Annotated in this window: 23 protein-coding genes; 16 read left to right on the top strand and 7 right to left on the bottom strand. The window is 56.1% G+C overall.

What is annotated here, in order from left to right; genetic code table 11:
• Positions 1-49: 49 nt before the first annotated feature.
• From PGS10_RS12570 to PGS10_RS12560, 3 genes are all read left to right on the top strand, one after another.
• Positions 50-562, top strand: coding sequence for an isochorismatase family protein (locus tag PGS10_RS12570; RefSeq protein WP_161801920.1), 513 nt, complete (start codon positions 50-52; stop codon positions 560-562).
• 116 nt (positions 563-678) lie between these two features.
• Positions 679-1,899: a peptide antibiotic transporter SbmA gene (gene sbmA / locus PGS10_RS12565; protein ID WP_046884025.1), complete on the top strand. Its 1,221-nt coding sequence runs from the start codon at positions 679-681 to the stop codon at positions 1,897-1,899.
• 22 nt (positions 1,900-1,921) lie between these two features.
• The gene (locus PGS10_RS12560) at positions 1,922-3,025 is read left to right on the top strand and encodes a DUF1615 domain-containing protein (RefSeq protein WP_316423049.1); all 1,104 of its coding nucleotides are present in this window, start codon (positions 1,922-1,924) and stop codon (positions 3,023-3,025) included.
• On the opposite strand, the gene PGS10_RS12555 is transcribed toward PGS10_RS12560, so the two are convergent.
• Positions 3,022-3,327, bottom strand: coding sequence for a DUF2755 family protein (locus tag PGS10_RS12555; protein ID WP_015704540.1), 306 nt, complete (start codon positions 3,325-3,327; stop codon positions 3,022-3,024). The genes PGS10_RS12560 and PGS10_RS12555 overlap by 4 nt on opposite strands.
• A 243-nt stretch (positions 3,328-3,570) precedes the next feature.
• On the opposite strand from PGS10_RS12555, the gene PGS10_RS12550 reads away from it, so the two are divergent.
• A complete protein-coding gene (locus tag PGS10_RS12550; protein ID WP_045390980.1) occupies positions 3,571-3,774 on the top strand; it encodes a DUF2754 family protein in 204 nt (67 codons plus the stop codon).
• A gap of 513 nt (positions 3,775-4,287) precedes the next feature.
• On the opposite strand, the gene ddlA is transcribed toward PGS10_RS12550, so the two are convergent.
• On the bottom strand, positions 4,288-5,385 hold the full coding sequence (gene ddlA, locus PGS10_RS12545) for a D-alanine--D-alanine ligase (RefSeq protein ID WP_045390977.1): 1,098 nt from the start codon (positions 5,383-5,385) through the stop codon (positions 4,288-4,290).
• 302 nt (positions 5,386-5,687) lie between these two features.
• On the opposite strand from ddlA, the gene PGS10_RS12540 reads away from it, so the two are divergent.
• From PGS10_RS12540 to PGS10_RS12525, 4 genes are all read left to right on the top strand, one after another.
• Entirely contained in the window at positions 5,688-6,887 is a 1,200-nt protein-coding gene (locus tag PGS10_RS12540) for a multidrug efflux MFS transporter (protein WP_045390975.1), read from the top strand.
• 310 nt (positions 6,888-7,197) lie between these two features.
• Positions 7,198-7,458, top strand: a complete 261-nt coding sequence (gene iraP, locus PGS10_RS12535) for an anti-adapter protein IraP (RefSeq protein ID WP_015368026.1) — start codon at positions 7,198-7,200, stop codon at positions 7,456-7,458.
• Between the two features lie 100 nt (positions 7,459-7,558).
• The gene (gene phoA, locus PGS10_RS12530) at positions 7,559-8,974 is read left to right on the top strand and encodes an alkaline phosphatase (RefSeq protein WP_015368025.1); all 1,416 of its coding nucleotides are present in this window, start codon (positions 7,559-7,561) and stop codon (positions 8,972-8,974) included.
• A gap of 91 nt (positions 8,975-9,065) precedes the next feature.
• Entirely contained in the window at positions 9,066-9,377 is a 312-nt protein-coding gene (locus PGS10_RS12525; protein WP_045390969.1) for a PsiF family protein, read from the top strand.
• A gap of 49 nt (positions 9,378-9,426) precedes the next feature.
• Here the strand turns inward: PGS10_RS12525 and proC are convergent, their stop codons facing one another.
• Positions 9,427-10,236 (bottom strand): pyrroline-5-carboxylate reductase, encoded by an 810-nt coding sequence (proC, locus tag PGS10_RS12520; RefSeq protein WP_316423048.1) that lies wholly within the window; start codon positions 10,234-10,236, stop codon positions 9,427-9,429.
• A gap of 115 nt (positions 10,237-10,351) precedes the next feature.
• On the opposite strand from proC, the gene PGS10_RS12515 reads away from it, so the two are divergent.
• A complete protein-coding gene (locus tag PGS10_RS12515) occupies positions 10,352-10,810 on the top strand; it encodes a YaiI/YqxD family protein (RefSeq protein WP_015368022.1) in 459 nt (152 codons plus the stop codon).
• Here the strand turns inward: PGS10_RS12515 and PGS10_RS12510 are convergent.
• Positions 10,807-11,514: a DUF2076 domain-containing protein gene (locus PGS10_RS12510; protein ID WP_047078667.1), complete on the bottom strand. Its 708-nt coding sequence runs from the start codon at positions 11,512-11,514 to the stop codon at positions 10,807-10,809. The two genes, PGS10_RS12515 and PGS10_RS12510, sit on opposite strands and share 4 nt — an antisense overlap.
• Positions 11,515-11,848: 334 nt before the next feature.
• Between PGS10_RS12510 and aroL the strand changes: the two genes are divergently transcribed.
• The 4 genes from aroL to ppnP all read left to right on the top strand — a co-directional run bounded on the left by aroL (position 11,849) and on the right by ppnP (position 13,937).
• Positions 11,849-12,373 carry a shikimate kinase AroL gene (aroL, locus tag PGS10_RS12505; protein WP_032707531.1) on the top strand — a complete coding sequence of 175 codons (525 nt, stop codon included), beginning with the start codon at positions 11,849-11,851 and terminating at the stop codon, positions 12,371-12,373.
• Positions 12,374-12,444: 71 nt separating this feature from the next.
• Positions 12,445-12,636 (top strand): YaiA family protein, encoded by a 192-nt coding sequence (locus PGS10_RS12500; protein WP_015368019.1) that lies wholly within the window; start codon positions 12,445-12,447, stop codon positions 12,634-12,636.
• Positions 12,637-12,887: 251 nt separating this feature from the next.
• Entirely contained in the window at positions 12,888-13,565 is a 678-nt protein-coding gene (locus tag PGS10_RS12495) for an AroM family protein (protein ID WP_015704547.1), read from the top strand.
• An 87-nt stretch (positions 13,566-13,652) separates the two neighbouring features.
• Entirely contained in the window at positions 13,653-13,937 is a 285-nt protein-coding gene (gene ppnP, locus PGS10_RS12490; RefSeq protein ID WP_047044546.1) for a pyrimidine/purine nucleoside phosphorylase, read from the top strand.
• A 54-nt stretch (positions 13,938-13,991) separates the two neighbouring features.
• Here ppnP and rdgC read toward each other — a convergent pair whose 3' ends face one another.
• Positions 13,992-14,903 (bottom strand): recombination-associated protein RdgC, encoded by a 912-nt coding sequence (rdgC, locus tag PGS10_RS12485; RefSeq protein ID WP_049061870.1) that lies wholly within the window; start codon positions 14,901-14,903, stop codon positions 13,992-13,994.
• A 91-nt stretch (positions 14,904-14,994) separates the two neighbouring features.
• Here rdgC and mak point away from each other — a divergent pair, with 91 nt between their 5' ends.
• Positions 14,995-15,900: a fructokinase gene (gene mak / locus PGS10_RS12480; protein WP_316423046.1), complete on the top strand. Its 906-nt coding sequence runs from the start codon at positions 14,995-14,997 to the stop codon at positions 15,898-15,900.
• 51 nt (positions 15,901-15,951) lie between these two features.
• Here mak and sbcC read toward each other — a convergent pair whose 3' ends face one another.
• A complete protein-coding gene (sbcC, locus tag PGS10_RS12475; RefSeq protein ID WP_316423044.1) occupies positions 15,952-19,086 on the bottom strand; it encodes an exonuclease subunit SbcC in 3,135 nt (1,044 codons plus the stop codon).
• A complete protein-coding gene (sbcD, locus tag PGS10_RS12470; protein WP_316423042.1) occupies positions 19,083-20,285 on the bottom strand; it encodes an exonuclease subunit SbcD in 1,203 nt (400 codons plus the stop codon). The genes sbcC and sbcD overlap by 4 nt, the downstream gene beginning before the upstream one ends.
• Before the next feature lie 219 nt (positions 20,286-20,504).
• Here sbcD and phoB point away from each other — a divergent pair, with 219 nt between their 5' ends.
• Complete coding sequence (gene phoB / locus PGS10_RS12465; RefSeq protein WP_004099401.1) at positions 20,505-21,194, top strand: phosphate response regulator transcription factor PhoB; 690 nt, start codon at positions 20,505-20,507, stop codon at positions 21,192-21,194.
• 21 nt (positions 21,195-21,215) lie between these two features.
• A complete protein-coding gene (gene phoR / locus PGS10_RS12460; protein ID WP_045390952.1) occupies positions 21,216-22,511 on the top strand; it encodes a phosphate regulon sensor histidine kinase PhoR in 1,296 nt (431 codons plus the stop codon).
• Positions 22,512-22,566: the final 55 nt, after the last annotated feature.

The raw sequence follows: 22,566 nt of genomic DNA, 5'->3' as shown, positions 1-22,566 counted from the left end.
CTTATTCATCTTATAAAAGAGAGTGGTGATGGCATCTCAACGGGTTCTGATGGTAGTGGATATGCAAAACGGCGTATTCGAGACGCCGCGTGTCGATCGCGAACGCTGCGTAGCGCAAATCAATCGCCTGATTCACGCCGCCGATAGCGTTATTTTCATTCAGCACGCTGAAGCAGGCGGCCTGGAAGAAGGAAGCGAAGGATTCGCGCTGCTGCCTGAACTGGCGCAACCCGCCGGGGCGCGCTACGTCACCAAAACGGCCTGTGATGCGTTTTATAAAACCGATCTTGAACAGGTGCTGCGCGAGAACGGAACTCACGCTTTTGTTATCTGCGGCTGCGCGACCGATTATTGCGTCGATACCACCATCAAAAACGGCGCCAGCCGCGGCTACGCCATCACCATTGCCGAAGATGCCCATACCACCGCCAATCGCGCCGCCGCCGAGGCTAAAACGCTGATCGCTCACTATAACGAGGTGTGGCGGACTTTCACCCTTCCCGATAATCCTTTACGCGTGAAACCCGTAGAAACAATTCTTGCCGAATGGCAGACGAACTAAGTCGCTGATATCCGGTCTCATCATGGGTCCGCTTTACTTCGCCGCCGCGCGTTGCGGCGGGCGTACGTGTGGTACACAGCAAAAACAGAACGATAAGAAGTTAGCAGGAGAGTACGATGTTTAAAGCTTTTTTCCCCAAACCGGGGCCGTTTTTTATTTCTGCCTTTATCTGGTCGCTGCTGGCGGTGATCTTTTGGCAGGCGGGCGGCGGCGACTGGCTGCTGCGGATAACCGGCGCATCGCAGGATGTCGCCATCAGCGCGGCGCGGTTCTGGTCGCTCAACTATTTGGTGTTTTACGCGTATTACCTGTTCTGCGTCGGCGCCTTCGCGCTGTTCTGGTTTATCTATAGCCCGCATCGCTGGCAATACTGGTCTATTCTCGGCACCTCGTTGATTATTTTTGTCACCTGGTTTTTGGTGGAAGTTGGGGTGGCGATCAACGCCTGGTATGCGCCGTTCTATGACTTGATTCAGAGCGCGCTGGCCACGCCGCACAAGGTCAGCATCAATCAGTTCTACCACGAGATTGGCATTTTTCTTGGCATCGCGCTGATTGCGGTGGTGATTGGCGTGCTGAATAACTTCTTCGTAAGCCACTATGTGTTCCGCTGGCGTACCGCGATGAACGAACACTATATGGAACACTGGCAGCATCTGCGCCATATCGAAGGTGCCGCTCAGCGTGTGCAGGAAGACACCATGCGCTTCGCCGCGACGCTTGAAGATATGGGCGTAAGCTTTATTAATGCGGTAATGACGCTGATTGCCTTCCTGCCGGTGCTGGTTTCGCTGTCGGCGCATGTGCCGGACCTGCCGATCGTTGGCCATTTACCGTATGGGCTGGTGATTGCCGCTATCGTGTGGTCGCTGATGGGAACCGGGCTGCTGGCGGTGGTCGGGATCAAGCTGCCGGGCCTGCAATTTAAAAACCAGCGCGTAGAAGCCGCCTATCGTAAAGAGCTGGTGTATGGCGAGGATGACGCCAACCGCGCCACGCCGCCGACCGTGCGCGAGCTGTTCAGCGCGGTGCGCCACAACTACTTCCGTCTCTATTTCCACTATATGTATTTCAATATTGCCCGTATTCTTTACCTGCAGGTGGATAACGTTTTCGGCTTGTTCCTGCTGTTTCCGTCGATTGTCGCCGGTACGATTACGCTCGGCCTGATGACCCAGATCACCAACGTGTTCGGCCAGGTTCGCGGCTCGTTCCAGTATCTGATTAGTTCGTGGACCACGCTGGTGGAACTGATGTCCATCTATAAACGTCTGCGCAGCTTTGAGCGCGAACTGGATAACAAAGGGCTGCAGGAAGTCTCTTCAACCGTTAATTAATTAATGAATGCAAGGAAGGTTTATGGCGCAGGTTTCTCGCGGTGTTTCACTCTCTTTTACGCTGCTGGCCGGGTTGGTGCTGAGCGCCTGTACCAGCCAGCAGGCGCCTAAGTTGAAAGAAGGCGAGAAGCCGGTGGATGTCGCCGCCGTGGTGCGGCAAAAAATGCCTGCCAGCATCAAAGACCGCGAGGCCTGGGCGCAGGCGATTGCCAAAACCTTTGACAGCCAGAAGCTGGCGCCGACGGAAGAAAACGTCTGTTCGGTGCTGGCGGTCGCGCAGCAGGAATCAAACTATCAGGCCGATCCGGCGGTGCCGGGCCTGAATAAAATCGCCTGGCAGGAAATTGACCGTCGGGCGGAAAAAATGCATATCCCGGTATTTCTGGTGCATACCGCGCTGAAAATTACCTCGCCGAACGGTAAAAGTTACAGCGAGCGCCTCGATAACGTCAAAACGGAAAAACAGCTAAGCGCGATTTTTGATGACTTCATTGGCATGGTGCCGATGGGCCAGAAGCTGTTCGGCTCTCTCAACCCGGTGCATACCGGCGGGCCAATGCAGGTAAGCATCGCCTTTGCCCAGCAGCACACCGATGGCTATCCGTGGAAAATGGACGGCACCGTGCGCCAGGAAGTCTTCAGCCTGCGCGGCGGGTTGTGGTTCGGCACCTATCATCTGCTCAACTACCCGGCTAACTATAGCGTGCCGCTGTACCGCTTTGCTGATTTCAATGCCGGTTGGTATGCTAGCCGTAACGCCGCCTTCCAGAATGCGGTGGTTAAAGCCACCGGCGTTAAGCTGGCGCTGGATGGCGATCTTATTCGTTATGACAGCGATGAACCCGGTACGACTGAGCTGGCGGTGCGCCGTTTAGCCGGGCAGTTGGGGATGAGCGATGGCGATATCCATCGCCAACTGAAGAAGGGCGATAGCCTGGCGTTTGAAGAGAGCGATTTGTATAAGAAAATATTCAAAATCGCCGAGAAAAAGGCCGGGAAAACGCTTCCGCGCGAGATGTTGCCGGGGATCCAACTGGAAAGCCCGAAAATCACCCGCAATCTTACTACCGCGTGGTTTGCTAAGCGGGTCGACGATCGCCGCGCCAGCTGTATGGCGCGTCGTTAACGGTTATGGTACCAGCGTAGGATAAGCCCCAGCGCGCCGACCAGCAGGCTACCAAACAGGAACGGAATTAAACCGAACAGGGTACCGACGCCGAGCCCAATCTCAATGCGCGGGCGGTTGGTATCCTGAATCTGAATGAGATGTTCGAATACGCCTGGCGCGTGTACCAGCATGCTCAACATTTGCGCGCCGGCCCAGATGCACAGCAGAACAAAAAGCGCGTAGGCAATGTTACCGCTGGTGATCGATACCTTCTTTTTGTTGCTCCCCATCAGCGTTTTAGAAAACGTAAATTCAGCCATATAAACCTCCGCAACACCTGTTCCGCTGGTTTTTCCTCCAGCTCTATAGACAGGAATTCTGGCAGCGCCGGGCGTTTCCCTGTATCAGATTGCTGGTAATTTCTGCCAGGAATAATCCTGTTTTGACAAAACTGTCGGCGAGCCCGCATTGCACAAAAGGGAGAGCGGCTTCGCATTGTGCGAACAATCTTGTTGGCGCGGCGGGCGGCTATGCGATGATGTTTTTTTTCCGCAGGAGTCGTTATGAAGCTGACCGACAAAATCCGCCGTGACTGGCACTACTACGCGTTTGCGCTGGGGTTAATTTTTATTCTCAATGGCGTGGTGGGGCTGTTGGGGTTTGACGCGCAGGGCTGGCAATCTTATGCCGTCGGTCTGGTGACGTGGGTAGTGAGCTTCTGGCTGGCGGGATTTGTTATTCGCCGCCGTCCGGCAGAAGAGGCGTAATATCCCCGGCAAGACGTGGTAGTTATTATTATCGGTTTGCGATCGTTTCGCCCTGGAAAAACGGTTGTTCTGTGGTGTTTCCAGGCACATTGCGCTCCCGATAATTCTTCTGCGTTATGTCTCTCATGGCGCAGGGAGCGCACAGAGGGCGGCCAGTCGCCGCCGCCATCCGGCGCGAAAGTGGCTTTTTACCCGCGGTTATTGCCCGGCGGCGCTACGCTTGCGCGGGCCTACAGATCACATGCCGGCGTAGATACTGTTATCGGTTTGCGACTTTTTAAGGGTTTTTCCCGGACGCGGCGCGTTGCGCCTTCTCCGGGCTACCAAATCGCAAAGCGCTGTAGCAGCACCACCGGGGGGGGGAGAGCACCAGTAGTGTCAGCCAGCGTGGTGAAGAAATTAACAGCAGGCCGCACGGACCGTAGGTCGGATAAGGCGTTAGCCGCCATCCGACAAAATAACGGCACCGCGGTAGCCCGGGTAAGGCGGTACGCCGCTACCCGGGAAAGATGCTTAGTTCATTGAGGTTTTCAGCGCGCGGTCGGCGGCGTGGCGCTCCAGCGCCAGCTCGATCAGGCGGCTTATCAGGCTGGTGTAATCCAGGCCGCTGGCCTGCCACAGCTTCGGATACATACTGATGTTGGTGAAGCCCGGCAGCGTGTTGATTTCGTTGATCACCACCTCGTTATCTTCCGTCAGGAAGACGTCAACGCGGGCCATTCCGCTGCAGCCGAGCGTTTGATAAGCGCGGACGGCGATATCGCGGATTTTGTCGTTGATCTCCGGGGCGATGGCTGCCGGAACCACCACCTGCGCGCCTTTATCATCGATGTACTTGGTATCGTAGGCATAGAATTCGCTATTGAGTACGATCTCCCCGCAGGTGCTGGCCTGGGGATAATCATTGCCCAGCACCGCGCACTCGATTTCACGGCCCTTAATCCCTTGTTCAACCACCACTTTATGGTCGAATTCAAAGGCTAACGCGACGGCCTGCCGATACTCTTCTTCACTCTTCACTTTGCTGACGCCGACGGAAGAACCCTGGTTCGCGGGCTTCACGAATAGCGGTAGTCCCAGCTTCGCTTTGACATCGGCAAAGCTGAACTGCTGGCGGTTGGCGCGAGTCAGGGTGATGAACGGCGCAATCGACAGACCGGCATCGCGTAGCAGGCGTTTAGTGACGTCTTTATCCATGCAGGCGGCGGAGCCCAGCACATCGGAGCCGACGAACGGCAAATTCGCCATCCGCAGCATCCCCTGCAGCGAACCATCTTCGCCAAGGGTGCCGTGAACAATCGGGAAGATGACGTCGATGGCCGCCAGCGGCTGGCCGCTATCGGCGTTGATCAACTGATGGGCATCGCGACCAGGAATTTGCGCCAGCGTCACGTCGGACGGGCGCAGCGCGATATGAGCGGGATCCTGCGGGTTCAGCAGATAGTTGCTGGCATCGTTGATATGCCAAAGCCCCTGTTTATCGATTCCCAGCAGCACAACATCAAAGCGTGTCTTATCAATTGCTTCGACGATATTTTTGGCTGACTGCAGCGACACTTCATGTTCTGCCGACTTACCGCCAAAAACGATCCCAACCCTCATTTTAGCCATTTCAACTTCCATCCTGATTACATCAAAACACATAACATAGCATGTGTTTTAGCGAGATGGCTGCCTGAATCTTTACCCTTTACAGCAGAGGGTTAAATGCTGCGCATTCGCCACTATCCGCCGATGTGCCTCAGCACATCCCACTGACGACAATGCGGTTATCTTCGATTATGTTTGTCTACTCCGCGGTCAGGGCGATAAAACACCAAACTCGCGGCATGCGCATCTCTGGTACTACGTGCGAAGACGGAAATTGCTAAGCTAGGTAATAATTAACGAAACACTAATGAATACGCGTAGTTATGGAATCCTGGAAGGTTAATCTCATTTCTGTCTGGTTCGGCTGCTTTTTCACCGGACTCGCCATCAGTCAAATTCTGCCCTTCTTACCGCTGTATGTCTCTCAGTTGGGCGTTACCTCACACGAAGCGCTGTCGATGTGGTCGGGCTTGACCTTTAGCGTCACCTTCCTGGTGTCGGCGATTGTCTCGCCGATGTGGGGGAGCCTGGCAGACCGCAAAGGGCGCAAACTCATGCTGCTGCGCGCCTCCCTTGGTATGGCGATTGCGATTTTGCTGCAGGCTTTTGCGAACAACGTCTGGCAGCTATTTATTTTGCGTGCGGTAATGGGGCTGACCTCCGGTTATATTCCCAACGCCATGGCGCTGGTGGCCTCGCAGGTGCCGCGTGAACGCAGCGGTTGGGCGCTCAGTACGCTGTCGACGGCGCAGATAAGCGGCGTGATCGGCGGCCCGTTGCTCGGCGGTTTTCTTGCTGACCACGTCGGCCTGCGGGCGGTGTTTTTCATTACCGCGATTTTACTGACGGTCAGTTTCCTCGTGACGTTGTTTCTGATTAAAGAGGGCGCCCGGCCGCAAGTGAGCAAAGCTGAACGCCTGAGCGGCAAAGCGGTCTTTGCTTCATTGACCCATCCGGGGCTGGTGATTAGCCTGTTTTTCACCACCCTGGTTATCCAGTTGTGTAACGGCTCTATCGGGCCAATTCTGGCGTTATTTATCAAGTCGATGGCGCCGGACAGCAACAATATCGCGTTTCTGGCGGGGATGATTGCCGCCGTACCGGGGATTTCGGCATTGATTTCCGCGCCTCGCCTGGGAAAACTCGGCGATCGCATCGGGACGTCGCGCATTTTGCTGGCGACGTTATGCTGCGCGGTGGTGATGTTCTTTGCGATGTCGTTCGTGACCTCGCCGCTGCAGCTCGGGGTATTGCGCTTCCTGCTGGGCTTTGCCGACGGCGCGATGTTACCGGCGGTTCAGACGCTGCTCTTGAAATACTGCAGCGATAACGTCACCGGGCGTATTTTCGGTTATAACCAGTCATTTATGTATCTGGGTAATGTCGCCGGGCCGCTCATTGGCGCTTCGGTCTCGGCAATGGCGGGGTTCCGCTGGGTGTTTATTGCCACTGCGTTGATTGTCCTGATTAATATCTGGCAACTGGCGATTATGTTACGCCGTAGCCGCCGCGCGGCCGTTTAAATAAAAATATTGGGCGCTCATAAGGGCGCCTTATATTAATCAGCTGATATAGCTATTAACCATTACCTTTAGTTATCCTTAAATAGTGCGACACATATTCCATTTTATTATTTACTATTAAATTTGGTTATAGAATTATCTTTTTGCTATTAATAATAGGGGCTTTCCCTTTGTTGCCTGGCGGTAATAAAAACGTTTCGCTGAATATTATTGCAGGAATAACCCTATTATTTGAAAATAATTCTGGTATCGATATGCCGATGTATGACATAACTAGGCCATTATGGATGTTGCTTAAGGATAATGCGTAATGAAAAATCTCATTGCTGAGCTGTTGGTCAATCTGGCGCAAAAAGAAGAAGAGGCGAAAGAGCTGACGGTACAGGTTGAGGCGCTGGAAATTGTCGTCACCGCGCTGCTGCGCCATATGGCTGAGGATGCGCAGCAACGTTTGATTCAGGATATCGAAACCGCCATGGAGCAGGTAAAGCCCGGACCGCTGGTGGACGACCGTGACACCCAACTTCTGCAGCAATATATAAAAAAGCTGCTCCGGCATCCTCGTAACTAATCATGTGACCAGTAAGGATGCTGTCATTTTTCTGTCACACCACTTTTATAAAGTCTCCCTCGTTTTGTTTTTTAAGTATTTTTTACATGGAGACGACAAAGTGAAATTATCTGCCCTCTTTATTGCCCTGTTACCGCTGCTGGCTCCCCCGGTTATTCATGCACAAACAACTTCTTCGCCGGTGCTGGAAAATCGCGCGGCCCAGGGCGATATCACGACCCCAGGCGGCGCGCGCCGTTTAACGGGCGATCAGACCGAAGCGCTGCGCGCTTCTTTAATCAATAAGCCGGCGAAAAATATTATTTTGCTCATTGGCGATGGCATGGGTGATTCAGAAATTACCGCCGCACGAAATTATGCCGAAGGCGCCGGCGGTTTCTTTAAAGGTATTGATGCCCTGCCGCTGACGGGCCAGTACACTCATTATTCTCTGGATAAAAAAACCGGCAAACCGGATTACGTGACGGATTCCGCCGCTTCGGCAACCGCGTGGACCACCGGCGTGAAAAGCTATAACGGCGCGCTGGGCGTTGATATCCACGAAAAAGATCATCAGACCATCCTTGAGCTGGCGAAAGCCGCGGGTCTTGCCACCGGCAATGTCTCGACGGCTGAGCTGCAGGATGCGACGCCGGCGGCGCAGGTGGCCCATGTGACCTCGCGTAAATGCTATGGTCCCAGCGTGACCAGCGAAAAATGCGCCAGCAACGCGCTGGAAAAAGGCGGCAAGGGCTCTATCACCGAACAACTGCTGAATGCCCGTCCGGATGTCTCTTTAGGCGGCGGGGCGAAGACCTTTGCTGAAACGGCGACCGCAGGGGAGTGGCAGGGGAAAACCCTGCATGAGCAGGCGGTCGCTCGCGGCTATCAGATTGTGACCGACGCCGCCTCTCTCGCCGCTATCAGCGAAGCAAATCAGGGTAAACCGCTGCTCGGTCTGTTCTCCGACGGCAATATGCCGGTGCGGTGGGAAGGCCCGAAAGCCTCTTATCACGGCAATATCGACAAACCGCCGGTAACCTGTACCCCAAACCCGAAACGCGATGCTTCCGTACCGACGCTGGCGCAGATGACCGAAAAAGCGATTGATCTCCTGAGCCGCAACGAGAAAGGTTTCTTCCTGCAGGTTGAGGGGGCGTCTATCGATAAACAGGACCACGCGGCAAACCCTTGCGGCCAGATTGGCGAAACCGTCGACCTCGATGAAGCGGTACAGAAAGCGCTGGAATTTGCCAAAAAAGAGGGTAATACCCTGGTGATCGTCACCGCCGATCACGCCCACTCCAGCCAGATTATCCCGGCCGACACGAAAGCGCCGGGCCTGACCCAGGCGCTGACGACCAAAGATGGCGCGGTAATGGTGATGAGCTATGGCAACTCTGAAGAGGAGTCGATGGAACACACCGGCACCCAACTGCGTATTGCCGCCTATGGCCCGCATGCGGGCAACGTGGTGGGTCTTACCGACCAGACCGATCTGTTTTACACCATGAAAGACGCGCTGGGTCTGAAATAACCCGCGGTCGGTAACGAATTTACGTTACCGGCTGGTTTTTTTGCTGATAGCGACCAGACTTACAGAGATCCACTAACAGAGGGATGGTGTGATGAAAATAACATTTCTGGTAACCCTACTTTTTGGTTTGGTCTTTGTTGCCGCGGTAAGTGCCGCAGATAAAACGTTAACGCCTCAGCAGCAGAAAATGAGCGTATGTAATACCGAAGCGGCGTCAAAGTCGCTAAAGGGTGATGAACGTAAAACCTTTATGAGCAATTGCCTGAAGAAAGATGCGCCAGCGGCCGGCAAGACGCTGACGCCTCAACAGCAGAAGATGAGCGCTTGTAGCAAAGAAGCGTCGTCGAAATCGCTGAAGGGTGACGATCGTAATAAGTTTATGAGTACCTGCCTGAAGAAATAAGATGACGGGTGGGGCGGTGGCGCCTCACCCGTAGTCTCTTTGAGGATTATCAGGAACGGCTCAGTTGCTCTGATTTTTCCATACACTTCGCCATTGCTTCGATAACGGCTGAACGGAAACCTTTTTCTTCCAGTACGCGAACCGCTTCAATGGTGGTGCCGCCCGGCGAGCAGACCATATCTTTCAGCGCGCCCGGATGTTCGCCGCTTTCCAGTACCATCTTCGCTGACCCCATGACCGCCTGCGCGGCGAATTTGTAGGCCTGCGCGCGCGGCATACCGCCGAGAACGGCGGCATCGGCCATGGCTTCGATAAACATAAAGACGTAAGCCGGCGCGGAACCGCTGACGCCAACCACCGGGTGAATCATCGGTTCGGCGATGGTTTCCGCCTGGCCGAAGCAGCGGAAAATGGTTAATACCTCGGCGATCTCTTCCGCGCTGACCAGCGCGTTTGGCGTCACGGAGGTCATCCCGGCGTTCACCAGCGACGGCGTGTTCGGCATGGCGCGAATAATTTTGCGATCGTGGCCCAGCGCGCGCGCCAGCTGATCCAGCGTGACGCCTGCGGCTATCGAGACCACCAGCGAATCTTTGTTCAGACTGGAAGCGATATCGCTTAATACCTTGGTCATGATCCCCGGCTTCACCGCGCCGAAGACGATATCGGCGACCTGAGCGACTTCCTGCGCGCTTTCCGCCGCATTAATACCGTACTGGTCATGCAGGGCGGCAACTTTGTCCGGCGATGGGGTATAGACCCAGATTTGCGCCGGTTGCATTTGTCCGCTGGCGATCAGGCCGCCGAGAATGGCTTTACCCATGTTACCGCAGCCGATAAAGCCAATTTTCTTATCCATTACCTTTCCCCTCTGCATTTTTCGTTACGATTCCACTAGCTTATCATCCTGGCGCTTTTCTGGGGGAGAAAAGCAGGCGAAAATGTCGCAACCTTTGCCGACGACAGGAGCCGAAATGGCGATTTGGGTAGATGCGGACGCGTGTCCGAATGTCATTAAAGAAATTTTGTTCCGCGCCGCCGAACGCACGCAGACGCCGCTGACGCTGGTCGCCAACCAGTCGCTGCGGGTTCCACCGTCGCGCTACGTCCGCGCGCTAAGGGTGGCGCAGGGTTTTGATGTTGCCGATAACGAGATTGTCCGTCTCTGTGAACCGGGCGATTTGGTGATCACCGCTGACATCCCGCTGGCGGCGGAAGTGCTGGCGAAAGGAGGGGCGGCGCTGAATCCGCGCGGCGAGCGCTACAGTGAGGCGACCATTCGCGAGCGCCTGACGATGCGTGATTTTATGGAGACGATGCGGGCCAGCGGCGTACAGACCGGTGGCCCGGATAGTTTATCGCAGCGCGATCGGCAGTTATTCGCCGCCGAGCTGGAGAAGTGGCTGCTTGCGGTTAAACGTCAGCAGGATTAAACCCAGCTGTCGTCATCGCTACCGAAATCATCGTCATTGCCGAAGCCGGCGTCGAAATCGGAGTCAAGGGTGTTGTTGTCCGCCAGGAAAGGATCGTCCTGCTGGCGGAACGGATCCTCGGCGGCGTTATTATCCAGCGCCGGGCTGACGTCTTGTTGCTGCTGCGGCTGCTGTTCATCGATGATGTTCACAATCTCCTGCGGGTGTGAACCACTGAACATATTGGTCAGCATATTGCCCAACACTACGCCGCCTGCCACCCCGGCCGCGGTTTGTAGCGCACCCGCCATAAAGCCACCGCCGCTGCGGCCTGCCGCCTGCGGGGCATAGTTTTGCTGCGGCGCATACTGCGGTTGCGCGTTATTGGCCTGCGGGCGGCCATATTGCTCGGCCCCAGGAATCGGATCGGAGCCGCGGGACTGGCCGCCGCCGAACAGGCCCGACAGGAACCCGCCGCTGCTCGGTTTTGCCGCCTGTAGCTGGCTAACCTGAGCCTCCAGCGCCTGAATGCGGTCGTTAAGTTGTTTGATAGCCGCTTCCTGAATCAGGATAGTTTGCGCCATATAGTACGGGGCCGCCGGCTGCTGGGTTACGTGCTGGGCAATCCGCTCCTCGGCGCTGGCGTCGCGCGATGCGCTGTGCGTCTCGGCCTCTTTTAAACGGGAAAACAGGCCATCAATAAGGCGTTGTTCTTCAGATTGCATGATACATTCCTCTGTCACACGGGTCATTTACCGTCAGAGTGCGACGGTCGGGCGGTGTTGTAAATATGTTGCAGCGTAAAGCTGTGCAGAAATGTGTTACCGTTTACGGCAAGGAATGGATAAAAAATAATCCGTCGCCTTTAAGTAAAGCTGGCATAACACTAAATGCAATGATAAGTTTACATGCGGAATCCATTCAAACTCTGTGGTAAATAGGGTTCCCTAAAAAATGTAACGATTATTTTACGGTTATCGTGGCAGGCATTTGCAGGTATCATGGCGTACTTTTCGCCTTTATTTCTCCGCGACACGCGGAACCAGGGGGTCTTCGGTAATGACACAACCAATTTTTCTCATCGGGCCGCGAGGCTGCGGTAAAACGACTATCGGCCATGCCCTGGCGCGCGCGCTGCATTTCCAGTTTTCCGATACCGATCATCGTTTGCAGGCGCATGAGAAACGCACGGTAGCGGAAATCGTGCAGAAAGAGGGCTGGGAACGCTTTCGTGAACTGGAGACGCTGTCGCTGAAGGCCGTTACGCTGCCGGATACGGTTATTGCGACCGGCGGAGGAATTATTCTCGCTGAACGTAATCGTCTGTTTATGCGTGAAAACGGCATCGTGATTTATCTGCAGGCTTCTGTTAACGCCTTAATCGAGCGTCTGGAAGCATACCCGCAGGCGGAACAGCGTCCAACGCTGACCGGTAAGCCCGTCCGCGAGGAAGTCGGCGAAGTGTTGGCGCAGCGGGAAGCCCTGTACCGCGAAACCGCCCATCATACCGTAGACGCCACCGCGACGCCGGATGCGGTGGTTGAACAGATTATGACCATGCTGTGCGATGTGACGGTAAGTTAGGATTTTACCTGGGTCAGGGGGGAAAGCGGAGCCTATACTTAATTGTTCTGACAGCCGAAAAAGGAAGAACAATGCCAAACAGACCCCCTTATCCGAGACAAGCACGCGTTGTCGCCGTCGAAAAAGGCGCCGCGGGTCAGACGGTCACCTGGTATCAGCTGCGTGCGGATTACCCGACACCCGATTCGCTGATCAGCGAACATCCCTCCGAGCAGGAAGCGTTAGACGCTAAACGGCGCTACGAAGATCCCGAAAAAACATAATCCCCCGGCCCGGTTTGTGCCATGAAGATGGCAATACCGGGCTCAGCTCACATTTTTAATTCATCAATGGTACTAATGAATACCTAACACACGGATTTTTCAGGAGCGACTCTGAAGCTTCTGGAATCTTTACATTCCGCAGCGCCGCTGAGCTGCTACGCTTCTCGACGGTTGATTTTTACTCACCAGGGGGGCGGATGTCGTGTGTGAAAAGCCTGTGTTGAAGCAGTGGTAGTGAAAAGGTACATGATATGAGTGCAACGATGGCAATTTTGACCATTGGCGTGGCGCCGGTGGCGGAAGTTTTGCCGCTGTTAACCGAACATATCAGGGAAGAGCAGATCACCCATATTAGCCTGTTAGGTAAAATGACGCGTGAAGACGTTATGGAAGATTATGCCGTGGAATCCGGCGACCAGGGGCTGCTGACCTTACTTAATGATAACCAACTGGTGGAAGTCTCCCGCCAAAAGGTGGAGCGCGATCTGCGCTGCGTTATCGAGATGCTGGATCGGCAGGAATATGATGTCATTCTTCTTCTCAGTTCCGAACAGTTGAGCGGCCTGGCGACGCACAACGCTATCCTTCTTGAGCCTGAACGGATTATTCCGCCGCTGGTGGCCTCGATCGTCGATGGCCATCAGGTGGGCGTGATTGTACCTGTTGAAGAAGTCCTGCCTCTACAGCGGCAAAAGTGGCTCACTTTAGAAAATACGCCTTACTATGCGCTGGCGAACCCGATGGGCGGCAGCGACAGCGATCTGCTGGATGCAGGAAGAGGTTTAGTCGAACAGGGGGCGGATGTACTGGTGCTCGACTGTCTTGGCTATCATCAGCATCACCGCGACGTATTACAAAAGGCGCTGGATGTCCCGGTATTATTGTCAAATGTGCTGGTTTCGCGACTGGCGGCAGAACTATTAGTTTAACCCGACGTTATCGATTAATTTTACGTGACAGGGGCAAGGAGCGCCCCCTATATTGAAGCTTCAACCAACGATGATAAGGTCTTGTTTATGCTTCAAAGCAATGAGTATTTTTCAGGGAAAGTGAAATCTATCGGCTTCACCAGCAGCAGTACCGGCCGCGCCAGCGTTGGAGTGATGGAAGAGGGTGAGTACGCCTTTGGCACCGCCCAGCCGGAAGAGATGACCGTGGTCAGCGGCGCGTTGAACGTGCTGTTACCGGGGGAAACGGAATGGAAGGTGTACGCGGCAGGTGAAGTGTTTAACGTGCCGGGTAATAGCGAATTCCACCTGCAGGTGGCGGAACCGACTTCCTACCTGTGCCGTTATCTGTAATTTAAGCGCCTTCCTGCCGCGTCCACTTTCCGGGCCCGGCAGGAAGGTGATGCCTTAGCGCTGAGCTTCGCCGCCGAGGCCTTCTACCAGGTTTTGGATCAATGCCGCCAGCTCGCCGGTCATTAAGATAAAGTCGGCGTCAAAACGCTGCGCAAAATCTTCGCGGTCAATATCTTCATTCTGGTCACGTAATTCGTCGCAGAACTTCAGACGTTTGATCGATGCGTCGTCGCAGATCATAAACTGGATACGCTGCTGCCAGTCGAGCGCCAGTTTGGTGACCACTTTACCCGCTTCGATATGTACGGCGATCTCATCGCTCACCAGATCCTGTTTCTTCGCGCGGATCACGCCGCCATCTTCCAGCATCGCTTTCAATTCAGCTTCGTCAAGCAGCTGGAAGCCCTGAGCCACGCTACCGGAGCGCACCCATTCGGTCAGCGTCAGCTCGATCGGATTTTCCAGCGTCAGCGGCACCACCGGCAGCGAGCCCAGCGTTTTACGCAGCAGCGCCAGCGTATCTTCCGCTTTCTTCGCGCTGGCGCAGTCCACCATGATCAGGCCATTGACGGTATCGATCCACATCATCGTCTGGCTGAAGCGGCTAAAGGCGCGCGGCAGCAGCGAGTGCAGCACTTCATCTTTCAGCGAATCTTTTTCCGTTTTCTTCAGCTTGCGGCCCTGATCGGCTTCGAGCTTGAGGATCTTCGCTTCCAGCGCCTGTTTGATCACCGGCGACGGCAGGATCTTTTCTTCTTTACGGGCGCAGATAACGATCTGGCCGTTTGCCGTATGCGTCAGCGCGTCGCTGTGCGATCCCATCGGCGATACCCAACCGGTTTTCGCCATATCCTGGCTGCCACAAGGGGTAAATGTCAGCTCGGCCAGCTGTTTTTCCATCTCTTCGGCGCGCAATTCGATATCGCGGCTCAGACGGTAAACCATTAAATTTTTGAACCACAGCATGATAATTTCCACGGCTTTGTCGTTAAATCAGGCGGGCATGATAGCGAATTGTCGCTATGCTTGCATTGTTAATCGGGGTGAGGAGCAGACTGTGCGTATTGGTATTGATTTAGGTGGAACAAAAACAGAAGTCATCGCCCTGAGTGAGCTGGGCCAGCAGTTATTTCGCCACCGCTTGCCAACCCCGCGGGAGGATTATCGCCAGACCATCGAGACCATTGCCTCGCTGGTGGAGATGGCCGAGCAGGCGACCGGGCAGCGCGGCACCGTCGGTATGGGCATCCCCGGCTCGATTTCGCCATATAGTGGGGTGGTGAAAAACGCCAACTCGACCTGGCTGAACGGCCAGCCCTTCGATAAAGACCTCAGCCTGCGCCTCAATCGTGAGGTCCGGCTTGCCAACGATGCTAACTGCCTGGCGGTTTCGGAAGCGGTCGATGGCGCGGCCGCGGGGGCGCAAACCGTGTTTGCGGTCATTATCGGTACCGGCTGCGGCGCGGGGGTGGCGTTGAACGGGCGCGCGCATATCGGCGGCAATGGTACAGCCGGCGAATGGGGACACAACCCGCTGCCGTGGATGGATGAAGATGAGCTGCGCTATCGTCAGCAAGTGCCTTGTTATTGCGGCAAGCAGGGGTGTATTGAAACCTTTATTTCCGGCACCGGTTTCGCCACCGACTATCAGCGGCTAAGCGGAAAACCATTAACCGGCCGCGAGATTATGCGCCTGGTGGGAGAAGGTGACGAAAAGGCCGAACTGGCGCTGCGCCGCTACGAGCAGCGGCTGGCGAAATCGCTGGCGCACGTGGTGAATATCCTCGATCCGGATGTCATTGTGTTAGGCGGCGGGATGAGCAACGTCGAACGCCTGTATCAAACGGTACCGGGGCTGGTGAAGCAGTGGGTATTCGGCGGAGAATGCGAGACGCCGATTCGCCAGGCGATGCATGGCGATTCCAGCGGCGTTCGCGGCGCGGCATGGCTGTGGCCGCTATAATCTCATTCCCTCTCCCCCCTGTGGGGAGAGGGTTAGGGTGAGGAGAAGACTTCACTCCACCGCAAACGCTTTCTCCAATCGGCTGTATCCCAGACCGTTTATCTTTTTCACTTTAATCTGCACCGGGATGCGTTCTTTCATCGCCTCGACGTGGCTAATCACGCCGATAACTTTGCCGCTGGCGTTAAGCGCGTCGAGCGCATCCAGCGCGGTATCCAGCGTTTCGCTATCCAGGGTGCCGAATCCTTCGTCAAGGAAGAGCGAATCAATCCGCGTCTTATGGCTCACCAGGTCAGATAGCGCCAGCGCCAGCGCGAGGCTCACAAGGAAGCTTTCGCCGCCGGAAAGCGTGCGGGTATCGCGCACCGCGTCGGCCTGCCAGGTGTCCACCACTTCCAGCTCCAGCGCCTCGCTGGCTTTGCGTTGCAGCAAGTAGCGACCATGCAGGCGGTTGAGCTGCTGGTTAGCCAGCCACACCAGATTATCCAGCGTCAGCCCCTGGGCGAATTTACGGAACTTATCACCCTCTTTTGAACCGATGAGCGCATTCAGCCAGGCCCAGTCTTCGACCTGCTGCGCGGCTTGTTCCATCTGCTGGCGTAATGATTGCTGGCGCTGTTGGTTATCGCTGTTTTGCTTCAACTGCTGGCGGATCTCACCCTGACGGGCGCTGTTTTCCCGCAACTGGCGCGCCAGTTGCTCCAGCCTATTCTCTCGCTGCTCCAGCGGCTGGTTAATATCAATATCGCCGGGCGGCTGTTGCTGATGGCGTTCAAGCGACGCCTGCGCCCGCAGGGCCAGCGTTTGGTTCTGCTGAACTTCTTTTTCCAGCGTCTGCTTGAGTTGTTCCAGCCGCTGGCGGCTAGCCTCGTCAAGCAAAGCGGCAAGAAAGGCCGTTTGGTCGGCAAACGGGCTGGCGGCCAGCGCGGCGGTAAACTGCTTTTCGCTTTCCTTCACCTGCGCCTGCTGTTGGCTTTCCTGCTGGCCCAGCGTTTGCCACTGGCTCTGTAGCGCCAGGCAATCATCATGCACCTGCCGCCAGCCCTCCAGCGGCGCGGGAACGACGGTTTCCGTTGACTCGGGCAGGGTTTCCAGCAGCGGCGTTAGCTGTTGGCGTTGCTCCTGCAGCGCGGCGGCTTCATTTTGTTTCGCCTGCCAGCTGTGGGTCTCGGCTTCGCGCTGGGCCAGCCAGTCGTTAGCCTCCGCGGCAGGCGGAAGCGCCAGGGAATAAACCTCCAGTTCCGCCTGCAGGGCGCGACGGCGCTGTTCGAGATCCTGCTGTAACTGCTGGAGCTGCTGCTGGCTCTCTTGCTGTTGCGCCTGCCAGGCCAGTCGTTGTTGATGCTGATACAGCTGCTGTTCATGCTGCTGTTGGCTATCAAGCCAGCCGGCAATATCATCCTGCGGCGTTAGCGCGATCGCTAATTCCGCGAGGGTGGCTTGCCATTGAGAGGTGAGCGCTTGCTCCTGCTGCAGAAGCGATGTTTTCTCGTCAGCGTCTTTTTGCTGTTGTTTAAGCAACGCTTCAAGCTGGCCGCGCAGCTGCGCGCCTTCTTCCGCCAGCTGTCGCACTTCCCGATCCAGCGCGTCGCGGCGGGTTTGGTTGATGCCGGGCACCAGCGCCTGGTATTCCGCCACCGCCGGATGATGTGCGGAACCGCACAGTGGACAAGGCGCGCCTGGCTGCAGGCGGGCGCGCTCGGCTTCCAGCCCGGCGATACGCGCTTCCAGTTCGCAGATGGCTTTTACATCGCTGAGCTGTTGATTTTTTTCCTTCCACGCCTGACGGCGCTGTTGTAGCGCGGCTTCAAGCTTCTCTTTTTCCTGCTGTGAGGCGTTTTCCGCGCTCTGTAGCTGCCGCAGACGCAGGAACAGCGGCTGCAGCTGGCGATGGAGGGTTGAGAGCTGCTGGCGCAGCGGGCGGGCGGCGGTATGCTGTGCCAGCTCGCGGCTGACCTGCTGCGCATCGAGGGTTAGCGCGGTGGCCGGCAATTCGCCGAGCTTACGGCTGGCATCCTGCAGGCGCTGCTGTAGCGTCAACTCTTGCTGAGCGTCGCGGTTAAGCTGCTGGAAGGTGGCTTTCCAGCCTGCCAGCGCCGTACTCCACTGCTGGAATCGCTCGTGCGCTTTAAGCCACTCATTTAACGATTGCTGGCTGGATTCTAGTTGAGCCAGGCGTTGTTGGGCTGCCAGGCGGATCCCGGCGCGACGGCGCAGGCTGTCCTGTAAGCGAGTATTTACTTCCTCAACCTGACGGCGGGTTTGCGCCAGCGCGGTACTGTGTTCCTGCAGCCGCGACCATAATGGGCGCAGTTGCTCTGCCGGCTGCGCGGTTTGTAGCGCAGCCAGCTGCGGCGCGGCGGCTTCCTGCGCCAGTAACGCCTGCTGTAAAGCGGCCTGCGCCTGGGTGGCTTCCGCGTTTAGCTCCTGACGGCGGCGCAGCCACTGTAGGGCATTTTGCTGGCGGGTCTGTTCGGCAAGCTGCTGCTGTTCTTCAGCAGTAAGTACTTGCAAACTTTGCTGTAACGCCTGCTGCTGCTCATCATTTAATAGTACGACGCCGGAGGCCTGCGCCTGCAGCTTCTCCAGCTCAATGCGGGCGAGTTTATGTTTTTCAAAGACCTGCGCGGAAATTTGCCCGTAAATTTCAGTCCCGGTCAGCTCTTCTAGCAGCTCGGCGCGCTCTTTCGGTTTGGCATTGAGGAAAGCGGCGAATTGTCCCTGCGAAAGCAGCATTGAACGGGTAAAGCGCCCATAGTCGAGGCCGGTAATTGATGCCGTCAGCTCCAGTTTGTCTTTGACCTTGTCGGCAAGAATTTTACCGTCGTCGCAGCGCGCCAGCTCAACGCGCGGCGCCTGTAGATTGCCATCCGGCTGGTTGCGGGCGCGGTTCTGGCTCCAGAAGGCGCGATAGGCGGTGCCCCGGACCTCAAATTCAACTTCCGCCAGGCACTCGGCGGTGTCGCGGGTCATCAGATCGTTTTGCGATTGTGATACGCTGCTCAGGCGCGGCGTTTCGTGGTACAGCGCGAGACAGATGGCATCTAACAGGGTGGTTTTCCCGGCGCCGGTCGGCCCGGTAATCGCGAATAACCCATTGCTGGCGAATGGTTCAGCGGTAAAGTCGATTTTCCATTCGCCTTTCAGCGAGTTAAGGTTTTTCAGGCGTAGGCTCAGGATTCTCACAGGTGTTCCTCACCGTTCAGGCTATGCAGCGTTTCCGTAAACAGTTGCTCCAGCCGCTGTTGCTGTGGAGCATCAAGAGTTTCCAGCGCCAGGCGGCGGGCAAACACCTCTTCCACCTGCAGTTCGCTCAGCGTTTCTCGCTGAACGCCGGCCAGAATGCGTTCACGCTGGGCGCGACTGCGGCGCACCAGCAGCACTTCCACCGGCAGCGATTCGGTCTGCTGCTGAATTTTTCTTTGGATATCGTGCAGGTATTCATCGCTGGTGATTTCGATATCCAGCCAGACCGGCGGCTGCTGCGCGCTATCCTGCCACTGCTGAAGCTGTTCGGTGATGCTGGCGAAATCGCCTTTCAGTACCGCCAGCGGCTGGGTGATCGGCACCGGCAGCGGCGTCACCTCGCTGAGCTTGCCCTCGCTGAATGAGACCAGATTAACGCTTTTGTTTTTTCCGGTTTCATCAAAACTCAGCGGCAGCGGCGAACCGCTGTAGCGAATATGCTCGCAGCCGCCGACCATCTGGGCGCGATGAATATGACCGAGCGCGATGTAATCGGCGGGCGGGAAGCGGTTGGCCGGGAAGGCGTCGAGGGTACCGATATAGATTTCACGGACCGCGTCGCTTTTGCTGGCGCCGACGGTGGTGAGGTGGCCGCTGGCAATAATCGGTAATCCGCGTTCGCCGCGCAGATCGCAGGCCTGCTGATATTGCTGCTGATAGTAGTCGCTGATGGCGGTCAGTAACTGCTGCTGTTTTTCACCGCTGGAGTGGCCAGCCTGGCTGACCACCAGTTCGCGCGGGCGCAAAAACGGCACCGGGCAGAAGACTGCGCCGGGCGTGCCGTCGCGTCGCGGCAAGATAAAGGGCGCGTGGCCGGCGTTGGCGACCACGGTGGTTTTCAGGAAGGCGAGTATTTCGCGCGACTCGTTTAACGTCGCTACCGAATCGTGGTTGCCCGCCAGCACCACCAACTGGCAGCCGGTTGGCTGCAGCTGAACGACAAAACGGTTATACAGTTCGCGGGCGTAGCTCGGCGGAGAGCCGGTATCAAAAATATCGCCGGCGACGATAATGGCATCCACCTCGTGTTCCTGCGCGCGTTCCAGCAGCCAGTCGAGAAAGGCGGCGTGTTCGTCCGCGCGGCTTTTGCTGTAGAAGTTCTGGCCGAGGTGCCAGTCGGAGGTATGAAGGATGCGCATAAAAATTCCGTTGCGATAAAAGCCAGGCGGCCATTATAACGTTGATCCTGCCGCCCGTATTCCTTTTGCCCTATTACGGCGAGACTGGATGCGTTAAGTGCGTGTCATCATTCAAAATCCGCATTCATCAGACGGTCATTTTTTCATAAATCTGTCACAAATCTGACGCATAATGGCCGCGCACTTCTATACTGATGGCTAAAAAACACAGGGTAAATAATGGCGAGAAGAATTCTGGTCGTTGAAGATGAAGCTCCAATCCGCGAAATGGTCTGCTTTGTTCTGGAGCAAAACGGCTTTCAGCCCGTCGAGGCGGAAGATTTTGACAGTGCGGTGAATCAACTCAATGAACCCTGGCCCGATTTGATTCTCCTCGACTGGATGTTGCCGGGCGGATCGGGGCTACAGTTTATTAAACAGCTTAAGCGCGAAGCGATGACCCGCGATATTCCGGTGGTGATGCTGACGGCGCGCGGCGAAGAAGAAGATCGCGTTCGCGGTCTGGAAACCGGCGCGGATGATTATATTACCAAACCGTTTTCGCCGAAGGAGCTGGTGGCGCGAATTAAGGCGGTGATGCGGCGTATTTCGCCAATGGCGGTTGAAGAGGTGATTGAGATGCAGGGGCTGAGCCTGGATCCTTCCTCGCATCGCGTCATGACCGGTGAAAATCCGCTGGATATGGGGCCGACCGAGTTTAAATTATTACACTTCTTTATGACCCACCCGGAACGCGTATACAGCCGTGAACAGCTGCTGAATCACGTTTGGGGAACCAACGTTTACGTTGAAGACCGGACGGTGGATGTGCATATTCGCCGCCTGCGCAAAGCGCTGGAACATAGCGGCCATGACCGAATGGTACAGACGGTTCGCGGCACGGGATATCGTTTCTCCGCCCGTTTCTGAATTTTGACAGGAGTGTGACCCGTGCTGGAACGGCTGTCATGGAAAAGGCTGGCGCTTGAGCTTTTCTTATGTTGTATCCCGGCCCTGATCCTCGGGGCGTTTTTCGGTCATCTGCCGTGGTTTTTACTGGCGGCGGTGACCGGGTTGCTTATTTGGCATTTCTGGAATTTGTTACGTCTGTCATGGTGGTTGTGGGTCGATCGCAGTATGACGCCGCCGCCGGGAAGCGGCAGTTGGGAACCGCTGCTGTATGGTCTGCATCAAATGCAGATGCGTAATAAAAAACGTCGCCGCGAGCTGGGAAGCCTTATCAAGCGCTTTCGCAGCGGGGCGGAATCCTTACCCGATGCGGTGGTGCTGACCACCGAAGAGGGCGCCATCTTCTGGTGTAATGGCCTGGCGCAACAAATCCTTAATCTACGCTGGCCGGACGATAGCGGGCAGAATATCCTCAACCTGCTGCGCTACCCAGAGTTTGCTAACTATCTGAAAAACCGCGATTTCACCAAGCCCCTTAATCTGGTGCTCAATAACGCCCGTCATCTGGAAATTCGCGTGATGCCTTATAGCGATAAACAGTGGTTGATGGTGGCGCGCGATGTCACGCAAATGCACCAACTGGAAGGCGCGCGGCGTAACTTTTTCGCCAACGTCAGCCACGAGCTGCGCACGCCGCTCACCGTACTGCAGGGTTATCTCGAGATGATGCAGGAGCAGGTGCTGGAAGGGCCGACGCGGGAAAAAGCCCTGCATACCATGCGTGAGCAAACGCAGCGGATGGAAGGGTTGGTGAAGCAGTTGCTGACGCTCTCGCGTATTGAAGCCGCGCCGGTGCTGGCGATGAACGATAAAATCGACGTCCCAATGATGCTGCGGGTGGTTGAGCGCGAGGCGCAAACGCTAAGCCAGGGTAAGCATCAGTTGCACTTTAGCGTCGACGAAACGCTCCAGGTGATGGGTAACGAAGAGCAGTTGCGCAGCGCGATTTCCAATCTGGTGTACAACGCCGTAAACCATACGCCAGCGGGAACCGAGATCCGCGTCGTCTGGCAGCGGGCGCCGCACGGCGCGCTGTTTAGCGTTGAGGATAACGGCCCGGGCATTGCGCCTGAGCATCTACCCCGGCTAACCGAGCGGTTCTACCGCGTCGACAAGGCGCGCTCCCGGCAAACCGGCGGCAGCGGTTTAGGGCTGGCTATCGTGAAACACGCGGTCAGCCATCACGAAAGCCGCCTGGAAATCGAAAGTACGGTCGGGAAGGGAACGCGCTTTAGCTTTCTGCTGCCGGAACGTTTAATTGCCAAAAATGTCGCCTGACGCGGCGTTTGTCAGCTTTCCTTGCCAATGACCAGCTTCGGCTGGTCATTTTCAT

Source organism: Klebsiella sp. 141153 (genome assembly GCF_032601995.1).
GTDB lineage: Bacteria > Pseudomonadota > Gammaproteobacteria > Enterobacterales > Enterobacteriaceae > Klebsiella > Klebsiella aerogenes.
This window is presented reverse-complemented; position numbering and strand designations above follow the sequence as displayed.